At 64.0% G+C, this 12,781-nt stretch carries 13 protein-coding genes; 6 read left to right on the top strand and 7 right to left on the bottom strand.

Annotation, left to right across the window (positions count from 1 at the left end; genetic code table 11):
* Positions 1–70: 70 nt before the first annotated feature.
* Both CHB96_RS02570 and CHB96_RS02565 read right to left on the bottom strand, forming a co-directional pair.
* Entirely contained in the window at positions 71–568 is a 498-nt protein-coding gene (locus CHB96_RS02570) for a pyridoxamine 5'-phosphate oxidase family protein (RefSeq protein WP_089242946.1), read from the bottom strand.
* Positions 569–631: 63 nt separating this feature from the next.
* On the bottom strand, positions 632–1,333 hold the full coding sequence (locus CHB96_RS02565) for an IclR family transcriptional regulator (protein ID WP_089242945.1): 702 nt from the start codon (positions 1,331–1,333) through the stop codon (positions 632–634).
* A gap of 167 nt (positions 1,334–1,500) precedes the next feature.
* On the opposite strand from CHB96_RS02565, the gene leuC reads away from it, so the two are divergent.
* The 3 genes from leuC (at position 1,501) to CHB96_RS02550 (ending at position 4,426) form a co-directional block, all read left to right on the top strand.
* On the top strand, positions 1,501–2,925 hold the full coding sequence (gene leuC / locus CHB96_RS02560; protein ID WP_089242944.1) for a 3-isopropylmalate dehydratase large subunit: 1,425 nt from the start codon (positions 1,501–1,503) through the stop codon (positions 2,923–2,925).
* Between the two features lie 48 nt (positions 2,926–2,973).
* Positions 2,974–3,591 (top strand): 3-isopropylmalate dehydratase small subunit, encoded by a 618-nt coding sequence (gene leuD, locus CHB96_RS02555; protein ID WP_089242943.1) that lies wholly within the window; start codon positions 2,974–2,976, stop codon positions 3,589–3,591.
* A 148-nt stretch (positions 3,592–3,739) separates the two neighbouring features.
* Positions 3,740–4,426, top strand: coding sequence for an HU family DNA-binding protein (locus CHB96_RS02550; protein WP_089242942.1), 687 nt, complete (start codon positions 3,740–3,742; stop codon positions 4,424–4,426).
* 146 nt (positions 4,427–4,572) lie between these two features.
* Here CHB96_RS02550 and CHB96_RS02545 read toward each other — a convergent pair whose 3' ends face one another.
* The 3 genes from CHB96_RS02545 to cofC are packed head-to-tail and all read right to left on the bottom strand — an operon-like array spanning position 4,573 to position 8,448.
* On the bottom strand, positions 4,573–5,508 hold the full coding sequence (locus CHB96_RS02545) for an NUDIX hydrolase (RefSeq protein WP_089242941.1): 936 nt from the start codon (positions 5,506–5,508) through the stop codon (positions 4,573–4,575).
* Positions 5,508–7,745 carry an RNA degradosome polyphosphate kinase gene (locus CHB96_RS02540; RefSeq protein WP_176444083.1) on the bottom strand — a complete coding sequence of 746 codons (2,238 nt, stop codon included), beginning with the start codon at positions 7,743–7,745 and terminating at the stop codon, positions 5,508–5,510. Before CHB96_RS02540 ends, CHB96_RS02545 begins: the two co-directional genes overlap by 1 nt.
* Before the next feature lie 52 nt (positions 7,746–7,797).
* Positions 7,798–8,448, bottom strand: a complete 651-nt coding sequence (cofC, locus tag CHB96_RS02535; RefSeq protein ID WP_176444082.1) for a 2-phospho-L-lactate guanylyltransferase — start codon at positions 8,446–8,448, stop codon at positions 7,798–7,800.
* 140 nt (positions 8,449–8,588) lie between these two features.
* Here cofC and CHB96_RS02530 point away from each other — a divergent pair, with 140 nt between their 5' ends.
* Both CHB96_RS02530 and CHB96_RS02525 read left to right on the top strand, forming a co-directional pair.
* Entirely contained in the window at positions 8,589–9,587 is a 999-nt protein-coding gene (locus CHB96_RS02530) for an NAD(P)H-dependent glycerol-3-phosphate dehydrogenase (RefSeq protein WP_089242940.1), read from the top strand.
* A gap of 51 nt (positions 9,588–9,638) precedes the next feature.
* Complete coding sequence (locus CHB96_RS02525) at positions 9,639–10,745, top strand: D-alanine--D-alanine ligase family protein (RefSeq protein WP_089242939.1); 1,107 nt, start codon at positions 9,639–9,641, stop codon at positions 10,743–10,745.
* Here the strand turns inward: CHB96_RS02525 and CHB96_RS02520 are convergent.
* Positions 10,742–11,332, bottom strand: coding sequence for a DUF3515 domain-containing protein (locus tag CHB96_RS02520; RefSeq protein WP_089242938.1), 591 nt, complete (start codon positions 11,330–11,332; stop codon positions 10,742–10,744). The genes CHB96_RS02525 and CHB96_RS02520 overlap by 4 nt on opposite strands.
* 25 nt (positions 11,333–11,357) lie before the next feature.
* Positions 11,358–11,597, bottom strand: coding sequence for an Lrp/AsnC ligand binding domain-containing protein (locus CHB96_RS02515; RefSeq protein WP_089242937.1), 240 nt, complete (start codon positions 11,595–11,597; stop codon positions 11,358–11,360).
* A gap of 149 nt (positions 11,598–11,746) precedes the next feature.
* On the opposite strand from CHB96_RS02515, the gene CHB96_RS02510 reads away from it, so the two are divergent.
* Positions 11,747–12,739: a thiamine-phosphate kinase gene (locus CHB96_RS02510; RefSeq protein WP_217899916.1), complete on the top strand. Its 993-nt coding sequence runs from the start codon at positions 11,747–11,749 to the stop codon at positions 12,737–12,739.
* The last annotated feature ends 42 nt before the right edge of the window (positions 12,740–12,781 follow it).

The raw sequence follows: 12,781 nt of genomic DNA, 5'->3' as shown, positions 1-12,781 counted from the left end.
CACTCCTAGGGCGTCGACTGTGTCCGAACGTACTCCACACCGTGCGGCGCGCTCACCTCATTTTCGAAGATCACAGATACTGCGCAGTCGAACCTCCGAGCGGAATCTCCGGGAGTCCCAATTTCCGGTGATCCCAGGATCGAATTCGATCGACGACGACGCGAACCGCGATTCGCTTGTGCATCATCTGCTCGACCATCGGTCGAAGGTCGTCCGAGTACGGTCCGGTGTATCGCTCCCAGACGCTGATACCGACGTTCATCGCTGCGTCCGGGCCGTCGACGATCTCGGCGTGGCCATCGATCGACACACCTCGGAGTGTGTCGTAGGTGTGGCCGTCCTCCACGAGGACCGTTATTCGTCGATCGCGGCGAATGTTGACTGCCTTCTGCGACTTCGCCTTCGTCTCGAACCAGATCTCGCCGTCCAGAAGCCCGAACCACATCGCGACGAGATGGGGTACGCCGTCGCGGCCGATCGTGGCCAGCGTCGCGACGCGACTGCGTTCGAGGAATTCCGCCGTCTCGGCGTCGGTCATCGTGATCTGCGCTCGTTGATTCATGCCCACGACAACACTTCTATCAGAAGGAACTACTCGGTATCTCGGTTCCGGGAAACAACACCCGACCGGTCACAACCGCTTGTGTATCGCCTCCGCGGCGGCAAGGAGGTCGGCCGCCCAGCGGGCGCCGGGGCGTCGTCCGATTCGATCTATCGGACCCGAAACCGACACTGCCGCAATAACATTGCCGACAGCATCGCGTATGGGTGCGGCGACCGACGCCACTCCCGGTTCACGTTCGCCTGCGCTCTGCGCCCATCCTCGCCGACGGACTTCGGCCAGAACTCGTTCGCCGAACTCGGCTTCGGGGAGGATCGATCGCTGGGTTTGAGGGTCTGCCCATGCGAGGAGAACCTTCGCTCCCGAACCGGCCGTCATCGGAAGACGCGCTCCGACGAGAACTGTGTCGCGAAGTCCCGTCGGGGGTTCCATCGCTGCGACACACACGCGAACCGATCCCTCGCGTCGATAGATCTGGACGCTTTCGCCGGTGATCTCGCGGAGGCGTGGGAGGACGGATGCCGCCGCGTCCAGCAATGTGTCGGACGCGGTGGCGGCAAGCTCGGCGAGTCCGGGCCCGGGACGCCACAGGCCGTTGGCATCTCGGGTGACGAGACGGTGAATCTCGAGCCCGACGGCGAGACGGTGGGCGGTGGCCCGAGGCAGTCCGGTGCGTTCGCAGAGATCGCTGAGCGTGCAGGGTTCTTCGGCTACCGCGTACAGAACGCCCATAGCTTTGTCCAGAACTCCGATGCCGCTATGCTGTCTCATAGGTCGATACTAGCGTCTCGCATAGTGGGAACGCACATCGTGAATTCACACCGACATCGTGAGTTCGCACAGTGTGCGCACTGCGAACGCAGGTCGACGAACAACGCGACGTGGGCCGGCCCGTAGCCCACCGGCGCGACACTGCGAAGTAGAGATTGGTGGTAACGATGGCCGGAACAGCACGCACACTGGCGGAGAAGGTGTGGGATCAGCACGTCGTCGTACGTGGCGGAGGCGAAGGCGCCTCGCGTGAGCCCGATTTGATCTTCATCGATCTGCATCTCGTGCACGAGGTCACCAGCCCGCAGGCGTTCGACGGCCTTCGTCTCGCCGACCGGAAGCTGCGTCGACCGGATCTCACGATCGCCACCGAGGATCACAACGTTCCGACCACGGACATCTTCGCGCCCATCGCGGATGTCGTGTCACGGACTCAGGTGGACACGTTGCGGAAGAACTGCGAGGAGTTCGGAGTTCGACTGCATCCCATGGGGAATCTGGATCAGGGGATCGTTCACATCATCGGACCTCAGCTGGGGCTGACTCAGCCTGGAATGACGGTCGTCTGCGGAGACAGCCACACGTCGACGCACGGCGCTTTCGGTGCGATCGCGATGGGCATCGGAACCAGCGAAGTCGAACACGTGATGGCGACACAGACGTTGTCGTTGCGTCCGTTCAAGACGATGGCCATCACCGTCGACGGTGAATTGGCTCCTGGCGTGACGAGCAAGGATCTCATCCTCGCTGTCATCGCGAAGATCGGCACGGGTGGCGGCCAGGGTTACGTTCTCGAGTATCGCGGCGAGGCCATCAGGAAGATGTCGATGGAAGCTCGAATGACCATCTGCAACATGTCGATCGAGGCAGGCGCGCGCGCAGGCATGATCGCGCCCGACGAGATCACCTACGAGTACATCAAGGGACGGCCTCACGCGCCTCAGGGGCGAGACTGGGACGACGCGGTGATCGCGTGGGATCAGCTGAAGACCGACGACGGTGCCGTCTTCGACAACGAAGTCCACATCGACGCGTCGACTTTGACGCCGTTCGTCACGTGGGGAACCAACCCGGGACAGGGTGCGCCGCTCGGTGACCGCGTGCCGAATCCGGAAGAGATGGTCGACGAGAGCGAGAAGCTCGCTGCCGAAAAGGCCCTTCAGTACATGGGTCTCGAGGCCGGGACACCGTTGCGCGAGGTTCCGGTGGACACCGTTTTCGTCGGATCGTGCACCAACGGGCGCATCGAGGATCTGCGTGCCGTCGCCGAGATTCTCGACGGTCGCAAGGTGGCCGACAGCGTCCGGATGCTGATCGTGCCGGGCTCGATGCGCGTTCGGGCGCAGGCCGAAAAGGAAGGTCTGGGAGAGATCTTCACCGCTGCCGGTGCGGAATGGCGACAGGCGGGGTGTTCGATGTGTCTCGGCATGAACCCCGATCAGTTGGCGGTCGGGGAGCGCTCGGCGTCGACGTCGAACCGAAACTTCGAAGGGCGGCAAGGGAAAGGGAGCCGTACCCATCTGGTTTCACCGTTGGTGGCGGCCGCGACGGCTGTGCGAGGCACTCTGTCGTCGCCGTCCGATCTCGTCTGATCTGCCTCGAACCTGCACCAATTTTCGTCAAACGTAGGAGAATTTTCGATGGAAGCCTTTACCAGCCATAAAGGAATCGGTGTACCGCTGCGTCGTTCGAACGTCGACACCGATCAGATCATCCCTGCCGTTTATCTGAAGCGCGTGACGCGCACGGGTTTCGAGGACGGTCTGTTCGCAGCGTGGCGCAACGATCCTGATTTCATTCTCAACAACAGTCCGTACGACAAGGGCTCGGTTCTGGTGGCAGGACCGGACTTCGGAACCGGCTCGTCGCGAGAGCACGCCGTGTGGGCGCTCTCGGACTTCGGTTTTCGCGTCGTGATCGCCTCTCGCTTCGCCGACATCTTCCGCGGCAACGCCGGAAAGGCCGGTCTGCTCGCCGCAGAAGTGGAGCAGAGCGACGTCGAATTGATCTGGAAGGCACTCGAACAGCAGCCGGGTCTGGAAATTCTCGTCGATCTGGAAGAGAAGACCGTCACAGTTGGAACCTTGGTGGTGCGCTTTGCCATTGACGACTACACGAGGTGGCGTCTGCTGGAGGGTCTCGACGACATCGGGTTGACGTTACGCCAGGTAGACGCCATTGCGGAGTACGAAAAGTCAAGGCCTTCATGGAAACCTGCGACGCTTCCGGAGCGCACCGAGGCCCCGTCCGAAGGGTAGAGAATTCGGCCTCCGACACACGTTGCGGCGGTAAAACATTCCGCCACGCCCGATGAGAATTGGCGTGGCGCATAGACTCTTGACGTCTTGGGGTTTACCGTTGTAGTAGTCGGTCCGACGATGGGCCACAATATTGCGGAGGAAATCCATGAACAAGGCAGAGCTGATCGACGCCCTGACCGAGAAGTTGGGGTCTGACAGGCGGAGCGCCACAGAGGCTGTCGAGAACATCGTCGACACCATCGTGCGTGCAGTCCACCGTGGCGAGAGCGTCACCATCACCGGATTCGGTGTCTTCGAGCAGCGTCGTCGTGCGGCCCGCGTCGCGCGCAACCCCCGCACCGGCGAGACCGTTCGCGTGAAGCCGACCAATGTTCCGGCTTTCCGCCCGGGTGCTCAGTTCAAGGCAGTCATCGCCGGCGGCCAGAAGCTGCCCGCTTCCGGCCCCGCCGTCAAGCGTGGATCGGCTGCTGCGCCGGCCAAGAAGACTGCTGCAGCGAAGAAGACCGCTGCGAAGAAGGCTGCAGTCAAGACGACCGCCCGCAAGACCACCGCGGCCAAGAAGGCAGCTCCCGCGAAGACGACGGCTCGTAAGACCGTCGCCAAGAAGGCAGCACCCGCGAAGACTGCTACGGCCGCCAAGAAGACCACGGCTGCAGCGAAGAAGGCTCCGGCCAAGACCGCAGCCAAGAAGACCACGGCTGCAGCGAAAAAGGCTCCGGCCAAGACCGCAGCCAAGAAGACCACGGCTGCAGCGAAGAAGGCTCCGGCCAAGACCGCAGCCAAGAAGACCGCTGCCAAGAAGGCTCCGGCCAAGCGCACGGCACGTAAGTAACGTCTTTCGGTACTGCCGTACCTGAAACGACAGCAGTACCGATACGACAGCAGTACCGAAACACGCGTCAGGGCCCCGACATTCGATGTCGGGGCCCTGACGCGTATCCGAGGTCGTGCTGTCGCAAAGGCGGTGCGGTATGCGGTTCAGTCGCTCGCAGGCACCGTCGGCAGTGGGCTTGCGAGATGATCTGCGGCGATCAGTTTGCCGTTGTGAAGCGACAGCACCCACACGCTGCCCTTGCGATTTCGGTTCGGAGGCAGGGTGACTCCGTCCTCCTCGGCCCACCACGTCAGCAGATCGGGAATCACCTTGCCCTGGCTGCACAGTGCGGTGACGCGTCCGTTCGCGGCGATGGATCGAGCACGCTCGCGCGCGGCGAACGGTTCCTCCCAATAACCTTCTTCCGACAGCAGGGGTTCCAGTGTGATCTGCTCCCCGAGGTCGTCGGCCAGAGGCTGAACGGTCTGCACACACCGACGCCGATTGGCAGCGTGCACGGTCTCGGCACCGAACGCGCGCAATTGCTGAACCAGTGCGGCAGCCTGAGTCTGGCCGAGCTTGTCGAGTGGGCGCAGCGCGTCGTCGCCTTTGTAGCGCGAACGTTGCCCTGCCCGACCGTGTCTGACCAACAGCAGGGTCTCGGTGTCAGGGGGAAGCTTCAGGAATCTGCGAAGCACCTTGCGGTCCATCGGATAGGACAGCTCATCGGCCGCCTGTGCCGGTGTGACCCAACGGAGTTGGTCGACTTCGGAGTTCGGCTCGAACTTGCCGTCGCATGCTTCCGCAGCCCAGTAGTCGACCTTCTTCGTCTTCTGGTGCCCTGGAACGGGATACGTGACCTTGCTGAGATATCGGCCGAGTCGAGCGTCGAATCCCGTCTCTTCGGCGACCTCACGAACGGCGGCCACCACAGCATTCTCACCCGGGTCGATCTTTCCTTTCGGGAAGGACCAATCGTCGTATTTCGGACGATGCACGAGGGCGAGGCGAATCCCTGCGCCCTCTCCGGGACATCTTCGCCACAGGACAGCGCCTGCGGCGAAGATGTTGGCACGCAGCGATTTGTCGCCGCCGGGCATCAGGAGGCCCGGCTCCGACGGCTGCGCATCAACTCGACCTGATGCTCACGTACGTTCTCGCCCTGTTCGGGCGAAGCGGCCCAGCTGCCATCGGGCTGGAGAACCCAGCATCGTGTCGTCGGGTCGAGAGCCGACTCGAAGATGTCGTCGAGCTGAGCCGTCAGCCTCGGATCCTTCACCTGCGCCATGACTTCCACGCGACGGTCGAGGTTTCGATGCATCATGTCCGCGCTGCCGATCCAGAACTCGTCGGAACCGCGGAATTCGAGAACGCGCGAGTGTTCGAGGAATCGTCCCAGAATGGAACGAACTTCGATGTTCTCGCTCAGACCCGGCACACCCGGTTTCAACGCACAGATACCGCGGACGACCACCTGGATGGGAACACCTGCGCCGGAGGCGCGGTACAGAGCATCGATGACCTGCTCGTCGACCAGAGCGTTGGCCTTCAATCGAATTCCGGCCTTCTTGCCGCCGCGCTGGAGTTCGACTTCTCGTTCGATGCGCTCGATGATTCCGCGTCGCACACCGTACGGCGCGACCAGGAGGTTGCGGTAATTGGTCTTGCGCGAATATCCCGTCAACGAATTGAACAGGTCGGTGAGGTCGGCGCCGATCTCGGGCGAGGACGTCAGCAAACCGACATCCTCGTAGATACGGGCGGTCTTCGGGTTGTAGTTGCCCGTTCCGATATGGCAGTAGCGACGGATCACCGAGCCTTCGCGTCGCACGACGAGGCACGTCTTGCAGTGAGTCTTGAGACCGACCAAGCCGTACACCACGTGTACGCCCGCCTTCTCCAGCTTGCGTGCCCATTCGATGTTGGCCTGCTCGTCGAATCGCGCCTTGATCTCGACGAGTGCGACGACCTGCTTGCCCGCACCGGCCGCGTCGACGAGCGCATTCACGATCGGCGAATCACCGGACGTGCGGTACAGCGTCTGCTTGATCGCCAATACGTGCGGATCTGCTGCCGCCTGCTCGATGAAGCGCTGGACGCTGGTGGAGAACGAGTCGTACGGATGCTGCACGAGGACATCACCGTCGCGCAGAGTCGAGAACACACTCTTGGGCGTCTCGCGTTCGCCGAACGCCGGGTGTGTCGCAGGCACGAACGGTGCGTCCTTGAGGGCGGGACGGTCCACGCCGTACACCTGCCACAAGCACGACAGATCGAGCAGCCCTGGCACCTGGATGACGTCACCGGGGTCGACGTCGAGTTCGCGTAGAAGCAGGCCCAGCATGTGTTCGGTCATGTCGTCGGCGATCTCGAGCCGCACGGGTGAACCGAATCGACGACGCGCGAGTTCACGTTCCAAGGCCTGCAGCAGGTCCTCGTCGCGGTCTTCCTCGACCTCGAAATCCGCGTTGCGAGTGATGCGGAACGCGTGGCTCTCCACGACTTCCATTCCGGGGAACAGAACGTCGAGGTGCGCCGAGATGACCTCTTCCATCGACAGGAACGCGTCGATGGACTGGCCGTCGGAGCCGCGCCGTACGCGCACGAATCGATCGACGTTGTCCGGCACCTTCACTCGCGCGAAGTGTTCACCGGCTGTCGCGTAATCCTTTACCGTCACAGCAAGATTGAGGCTCAAGCCGCTGATGTAGGGGAACGGGTGAGCCGGGTCGACGGCCAACGGCGTCAACACCGGGAAGATCTGTTCCTGGAAGTAGCCCGAGAGGCGTTCGCGTTCCGCCTCGTCGAGATCGCGCCATCGGATGATCTCGATGCCTTCGGACGTCAGTTCCGGCAGGATCGAATCGAGAAGCACTCGCGCGTGACGACGCGCGAGTTCCTGTGTGCGCTCGCCGATGAGCGCGAGTTGTTCGCGCGGGGTGAGCCCGTCCGCGGAGCGCACGGACAGTCCGGTCTCGTCGCGGCGCTTGAGGCCTGCGACGCGGACCATGTAGAACTCGTCCAGGTTCGAGGCGAAGATGGCGAGGAACTTGGCACGCTCGAGTAGCGGAAGCGACGAGTCCTCGGCGAGAGCGAGCACGCGGGAGTTGAAGTCCAGCCAACTCAATTCACGGTTCAGATAACGGTTTTCGGGTAGAGAATCCTTGTTGTCCATGACGTCCGTCGTGGTTGCGGCGGGCAACGCTGTCGGGCTGGTCGGATTCACGTTCGCCAGGGGAGCACTCCATTCCGCGGTCTCGGCACCGTTCGCCGGGCCAGTGGATTCCGATTCGTCGGTCTGCACTTCGCTGTCGCTCACGTAACGATCATCCCTCATTCGGCCAGTCCTTGAAACTCGGATCGACGAATCGATTCATGGCGTCGACGCGTCACCATCCAAGCGTACGGAGAACTTCCGTAGTGGCGGTGCCGACGCCGAGCGAGAGTGCTTGTCGCACGTCGTCGATCGTGTCCACATCGAGACGTAGACCCGGCCAGTGGCCGTCGAGATCGTGGGCGCCGGACTGTCGATGGCGACTCGCCGACGCCGGGCCGAACAGGGGAGTGAAGTCACCTGCTCCGGCTTTCAAGATCAGCGCCGCGGTTCCGGTCCCGTGATGATCGGTGACGACCGATCGGGAAGCAGGGCCCGCAGATTCGTACGCCTGTGCCAGTTCGCCCGGCCGCAGTGCGGGCAGATCGGCCTGCAGGACGATGATGTCGAGTTCGCCCTCGCTGCGTGCGGATGTCACCGCCGCCGCGAACGCCGAGTTCAGACGATCCGCCGAGTCCTCGTCGTCGTCGGCGGCGGGGTCGTCGACGACGCGGGCGCCGAGCTCGACGGCAACCTCGGCGACCGTCGGATCAGGGGTCACGACCGTGATGGAACCCACCGCGTCCACTGCGCGCGCCGCGTGGATCGTGTCACGCAGCATGGCGACGACGAGTCGGGCGCGGTCGGCTTCGGAGAACGAGTCGGCCAACCTCGTCTTGGCGGTGGCCAGATGCTTGACGGCAATCACCACGTGCGCGGTACTCATGGGTAGTGATCCTGCCAGCGCACTCGCTTCCGGCCGAGTTCGACCTCGGTGCTCGGCGTCAACGGCTAGTGTGATGCCGCGGCATTTACGGGGTGTGGCACTCGGTTGGAGTCCGAAATTTCTCGAGAAGGTGGTTGTCGATGACCAGAGCAGCGGTACTCGGTTCCGGATCGTGGGGAACGGCATTCGCCAAGGTGCTCGCCGACGCGGGTACCGACGTGACGATGTGGGCGCGGCGCGACGAACTGGCGTCGACGATATCCGACAAGCACGAGAACACCGACTATCTTCCCGGCATCTCTCTGCCGACGTCGATCTCGGCCACGAGCGACCCGTCGACGGCACTCGACGGCGCGGACATCGTTGTCCTGGCGGTGCCGTCACAATCGTTGCGCGCCAACCTCGCCGAGTGGACGGAGTCCATTCCGGCGGATGCGACCCTGCTGAGTCTCGCCAAGGGGATCGAGACCGGAACGCTGCTGCGTATGAGTCAGGTGATCGCACAGGTGACCGGCGCGGATCCCAGTCGGATCGCATCGCTGTCCGGACCCAACCTCGCTCGTCCGATCGCCGAAGGGCAGCCGGCCGCGACTGTGATCGCGTGTTCGGATTCTCGGCGTGCGCTCGAGATTCAGAAGTCCTGTGCGACAGGCTATTTCCGGCCCTACACCAATACCGATGTCATCGGATGTGAGATCGGCGGAGCGTGCAAGAACGTCATCGCGCTCGCGTGCGGAATGGCGAGCGGAGTCGGTTACGGAGAGAACACACTTGCGTCGATCATGACGCGTGGACTCGCCGAGATCATTCGTCTCGGTACCGCACTCGGCGCCAGCGCGTCGACACTCGCCGGTCTCGCGGGTGTGGGCGATCTCGTCGCCACATGCTCGTCGACGTTGTCGAGAAATCGCACCTTCGGTGAGCGCCTCGGCTCCGGAGGATCGATGGAGAGCGCACAGAAGGCCGCGCACGGTCAGGTCGCAGAGGGCGTGAAATCGTGCACGTCGGTGCGCGCACTCGCCGAGAGTTACGACGTCGAGATGCCGTTGACCGAGGCAGTGCATCGCGTCTGCCACGAGGGTCTGTCAGTGCCCGATGCCGTCGGTCATCTCCTGGGGCGCCGCATCAAGCCCGAGTGAGAACGGACCGCGTCCAGTGCCTGCGACGCCGTGACGGTACGGTTTGGAACCGTGAGCACACCCCGTACCAAGGTCGCCGTCATCTTCGGTGGCCGGAGCAACGAGCATGCAGTGTCCTGTGTATCCGCAGGTAGCGTGCTGAAGCACCTCGACCAGGAGCGGTACGAGGTGGTCCCGATCGGCATCACCACCGACGGTGCCTGGGTGCTGGGTGCGTCCGACCTCGACGCGTTGGCCATCCACGGGCGAGAACTTCCGTCGGTGGACAAGAGCGGTGTGGCGCTGGCATTGACGGCCGATCCGACCCGTCGTGGCGCGCTGGTGGCACTCGGTGAGACCGACGCGGGCACAGTGCTCGACGCTGTCGACGTCGTGTTTCCGGTACTGCACGGACCGTACGGCGAGGACGGCACCGTTCAGGGTCTGCTCGAGCTCGCTGGAATCCCGTATGTCGGCCCGGGAGTCCTGGCGAGCGCAGCGGGTATGGACAAGGAATTCACCAAGAAGCTGCTCGCGGCCGAAGGACTGCCCATCGGGCACCAGATCGTGCTGCGCCACGACACCGAGACGTTGACGCAGGCTCAACAGGAATCGATCGGATTGCCGGCCTTCGTCAAGCCCGCACGCGGCGGATCGTCCATCGGTATCTCTCGGATCGTCTCGTGGGATCGCCTTCCCGCCGCCATCGCCGAGGCCCGACGGCACGACCCGAAAGTGGTCGTCGAAGCCGCGATCCACGGCCGCGAGGTCGAATGCGGCGTTCTCGAGTTCCCCGACGGTTCCGTACGCGCGAGCGCGGTCGCCGAGATCAAGCTTCCCGGCGCGGCCGCGGACGATCATTCCTTCTACGACTTCGACACCAAGTATCTCGACGACGTCACCGAATTCGATTTGCCCGCAGACCTTCCCGACGGTGTCGCCGATCGGATCAGGGCGATCGCCGTCGATGCGTTCCGGGCGCTCGACTGCCAGGGTCTCGCACGCGTCGACTTCTTCGTGACCGATGCCGGGCCCGTCATCAACGAGATCAACACGATGCCCGGATTCACGTCCATCTCGATGTATCCGAAGATGTGGGCAGCGAGCGGCGTCGACTACACCACATTGCTCGACACGCTCGTCGAGACCGCGGTCGCCCGCGGAATCGGACTCCGCTAGCGCAACGGAGCAGGATCCAGCGGTGTCTGTGGCAGTGCTGCAGACACCGCGTTCGACGCGTCCTGCAGCGGCGTCGGGCCCGACCCACCGGGGATCGTCACCGCGACGTACACGGCACGGTCGACGGCATACCAGGTGCTGGCGTCGATGCCGGACTCGGCGCCGGACACCTCGAACCACTGCACGTCGTTGACGACCTGCAACGGTGCAGCGATGTCGAAACCGTCCGGACGATTCAGTCCGCATCGCAGCACGACCGGTTCGGATTCGTCGTCGTCCAACGCCCACGCGCGCGCACCCGCGGGGGCAGGCTCGACCAGTTCGGCGGAACGGTAATCGCCCAGGGAGTCCGGCAACGAGTCGAGAAGCGACGTACAGTCGGCGCTCTCTGCGGCCGGAGCGTCGACCGGACCCAACGCCTCCGGCGGTCGGGTCGAATTCCCCGACACGGTCACGGCCGCGACGATCACGCCGACGAGCAACGCGACGGGTAGCGCCACCGCGGTGGCGATCACGGCGGGATGGCGCCTGTCTTCCTGGGCGGTGGGTGTGGGCGGTGCTGGCGGTGTGGTGTCGGGTTCGCTCATTGTCCTTGGCTACGTGATCGAAACGTCAGGGTCGGTGTGCGTCGACGACCTGGCAGGTCAGGGTGCGCGTGATCGAGTCGACCTTCTGGATTCGTGCGACGACTTCTCGTACCTGACTGTCGTTCGAGCCCTCGGCGCGGACGACGACGTCGTACGGGCCGGTGACGGCCTCCGCGGAGACAACGCCTTCGACGTCCTTCAGCGCCGACGACACGAGGCCGGAGCGTCCCACCTCGGTCTGAACGAGGACGAATATCTGCACCATCGCTGGTCCTTCCGAAGATCACCGGGCACGACGCGGGCGGTAGTGTCGTGGCCGAGGTCGTACGCAACTGTCTCGAACGGTTCTCCGTTCTGCACGCTGACGCTAAAAGTACCGCAGCGGTGACGAAGGTCCTCGCGCGCACGACCACCATCGACCGTAAGGGAGCATCCGTCATCGGCAACGGCGAGAACAATCATGATCGAACCGTCGGCGACGTCGGTGAGTTCGGTGTCATCGACAGGGTGACGCGTGGGCGAATCCACCCTGACACGACCGTTCTCGGCCCGGGTGACGACGCGGCGATCGTTGCAGCGCCATCGGGTTCGGTCGTCGCGACGACGGATATGTTGGTGCAGGACAGGCATTTTCGCCTCGACTGGTCCAGTCCGGTCGACATCGGACGCAAGGCGATCGCGCAGAACGGTGCGGACATCGCGGCAATGGGTGCGCGCTGCACCGGATTTCTCGTGGCGCTCGGTTGCCCGTCGGACACTCCTGTCTCGGTGACCGACGGCTTGACCGACGGCCTGTGGCTCGAAGCGGAACGCGCCGGCGCCGGCATCGTCGGGGGAGATCTCGTGCAGACGGCCTCGATCGTGATATCGGTCACCGCGCTCGGTGATCTCGACGGTCGCCCGGCCGTGCTCCGATCCGGGGCGAGAGTCGGCGACGTCGTCGCGGTGGCGGGGCGGTTGGGCTGGTCCGCTGCAGGACTCGCGGTGTTGGACGCGGGGATCGACGGTCATGAGGCGCTCGTCGCCGCGCACCGGGTTCCGTGTCCGGACTACGCTCGCGGGCCTGCTGCAGCGCTCGCGGGTGCGACATCGCTGACGGACGTGTCCGACGGCCTGCTCGCCGACCTCGGGCACATCTGCGACGCGTCGACGGTTGCGATCGACGTCGATACGTCGCGTTTCGTCCCGAGTGACGACATCGCCTCTGCCGCACACCGGTTGGGCGTTCCGGTCTTCGACTGGATACTGGGAGGCGGGGAGGACCACGCGTTCGCCGGAACGTTCCCGGCCGACTCGGAGTTGCCGGACGGGTGGATCGCGATCGGCACGGTAGGAGAGGGCTCGGGCGTGACCGTCGACGGGGGCACGTACTCGGGAACCCCTGGCTGGTCGAGCTTTTCCGCGTGAGAACTCGGTCGGCTAGGTTGCACGGTATGGACGCACGACACG

The sequence above is a fragment of the Rhodococcoides kyotonense genome, from assembly GCF_900188125.1.
GTDB classification, from domain to species: Bacteria; Actinomycetota; Actinomycetes; order Mycobacteriales; family Mycobacteriaceae; genus Rhodococcoides; species Rhodococcoides kyotonense.
The sequence above is the reverse complement of the archived record's forward strand: the minus strand, read 5'-3'. Positions and strand labels throughout refer to the sequence as shown.

Coding starts and splice junctions, on each gene's coding strand:
- CHB96_RS02565 (WP_089242945.1), bottom strand. CDS start 1,333: ATGAGACAGCATAGCGGCATCGGAGTTCTGGACAAAGCTATGGGCGTT.
- leuC (WP_089242944.1), top strand. CDS start 1,501: ATGGCCGGAACAGCACGCACACTGGCGGAGAAGGTGTGGGATCAGCAC.
- leuD (WP_089242943.1), top strand. CDS start 2,974: ATGGAAGCCTTTACCAGCCATAAAGGAATCGGTGTACCGCTGCGTCGT.
- CHB96_RS02550 (WP_089242942.1), top strand. CDS start 3,740: ATGAACAAGGCAGAGCTGATCGACGCCCTGACCGAGAAGTTGGGGTCT.
- CHB96_RS02545 (WP_089242941.1), bottom strand. CDS start 5,508: ATGCCCGGCGGCGACAAATCGCTGCGTGCCAACATCTTCGCCGCAGGC.
- CHB96_RS02540 (WP_176444083.1), bottom strand. CDS start 7,745: ATGAGGGATGATCGTTACGTGAGCGACAGCGAAGTGCAGACCGACGAA.
- cofC (WP_176444082.1), bottom strand. CDS start 8,448: ATGAGTACCGCGCACGTGGTGATTGCCGTCAAGCATCTGGCCACCGCC.
- CHB96_RS02530 (WP_089242940.1), top strand. CDS start 8,589: ATGACCAGAGCAGCGGTACTCGGTTCCGGATCGTGGGGAACGGCATTC.
- CHB96_RS02520 (WP_089242938.1), bottom strand. CDS start 11,332: ATGAGCGAACCCGACACCACACCGCCAGCACCGCCCACACCCACCGCC.
- CHB96_RS02515 (WP_089242937.1), bottom strand. CDS start 11,597: ATGGTGCAGATATTCGTCCTCGTTCAGACCGAGGTGGGACGCTCCGGC.